This window comes from Aliterella sp. E5.1, from assembly GCF_057473825.1.
Window position 1 is genome coordinate 1 of record NZ_JBYCCV010000358.1, and the last position, 1,532, is coordinate 1,532.

General features: G+C 37.5%; 2 protein-coding genes. Both read right to left on the bottom strand.

Annotated elements, in window-relative coordinates; translation table 11 throughout:
• Window positions 1-84: 84 nt before the first annotated feature.
• Window positions 85-804, bottom strand: coding sequence for a class I SAM-dependent methyltransferase (locus AC2VE5_RS27215; protein WP_486890653.1), 720 nt, complete (start codon window positions 802-804; stop codon window positions 85-87).
• Window positions 797-1,532 (bottom strand): Wzt carbohydrate-binding domain-containing protein (locus AC2VE5_RS27220; protein WP_486890654.1); only part of this gene is annotated, 736 nt, incomplete at its 5' end. The genes AC2VE5_RS27220 and AC2VE5_RS27215, both read right to left, overlap by 8 nt.

The window sequence follows — 1,532 nt, forward strand, 5'->3', positions numbered from 1 at the left end:
ATACACCTGTTCTTGCGCGTTGGTGATAATGACCAACCCCAAGAACAGATATATCATAAATAACTCTCATTAATCTTTGGAAGTTTATAAATCCACGATTGCAACTAAGCCAGTATATATCTCCTTATATATAGCTTTTCTCAAAAATTTATTAAGTAAAAACATGAAGGCTTTTCTACGAATAGTTTCAAACTTAAAAAAAGCTGATGATGGAGATGAATAATTGAAGTTCATCATTGCCCATACTAGAGATCTAGCGGGAACAGCTAGTTCTGGAAAGATCCTAAGATTTGAGTGGCTAACCAGTGAGACAAGCTCTTTAAGGCTTTCTTTGGTATAATTTCTTAGGTGAGTTTTATCCTGATAATGCAAAAATGTAAGATTAAATTTGTCCATAGCATTATCTTCTTTTGGAACGGCAATAATTAATCGCTTACTAGTCACTCTAGCTAATTCTTTAATAGCAGCTTGATCATCAACATGTTCTAAGACATCATAGCAGTATGTACAGTCAAACTCTTTATTAGAAAAGGGAAGCTTAGCAAGATCACTTTCAATATAAACTCCTTTTCTACCTCTTTGCCGTGCTACCCGAAGAAATTGCTCATATTTATCAACTCCGGTAACTGTTAGTCCTTTGCTAGTCAAAAATTCTACATAAGCTCCTCCTCCACATCCAGCATCTAGGATTCTTGTTCCTTCAATATAAGTTTCAAGATGAGATATGCGTTCAGGATTTAAGTTGCCGCTTATAGAAGACCAGTTAAACTTCTTTGCATTTTCAACTGTGTAGTGATCATCCATCCTTAAGTATGCCAATAAGCTGCAGAACTTCCCAATCTAACTGCGGTCGTAAAACTCCTGGAAGTTTTTCATTCCGTAAACCATGGCCTTCTACATCTTCAACAACGAAACTTATACAGTAAGGGGTTGTGACAAGTGGTTTTTCGTAAGGGGGGATATCTGCTCCCAAAAAAACTGAGTATCTACTAGCATTCAGAGTGTAACCAGGAAAAATACACCTGCTTTTGTAGCAGCCGGGCTCTCTTGTTACTTGTGACCAAGCCTCTGGATCATTAGAGCCGCAGATAGGAATTCCTTCCACATTTTGCATAAAAAAACCGATTCTTAAGTCTTTGAGCGACTTTAAGACTTCATACTCAACAACAATGGCAAAGTCTTTTCGACAATCTAGCGTTGATGCATACTCACCTTGATTATTAAGAATATAAGCTTTTATAAATCGTATCTCTGGCGATTGAGGTGCGGTTTTTTCCTCCCATGCAACAAATGCATCAGATATATGATCTTCAGATAAATATTCACCAAGAACCTCTTCTGTATCTGAGTCTACTTTTACTTCTCCCTGTTTGATCAGTATTGCTCGGCTACAGAGCGATTTGATTGTTGCCATGTTGTGGCTTACAAATATTACTGTTCTGCCTTCTTTTCCAACATCCTCCATCTTCCTCAAACACTTCTTCTGAAACTGTACATCACCGACTGCTAGCACCTCATCCACAATTAAGATT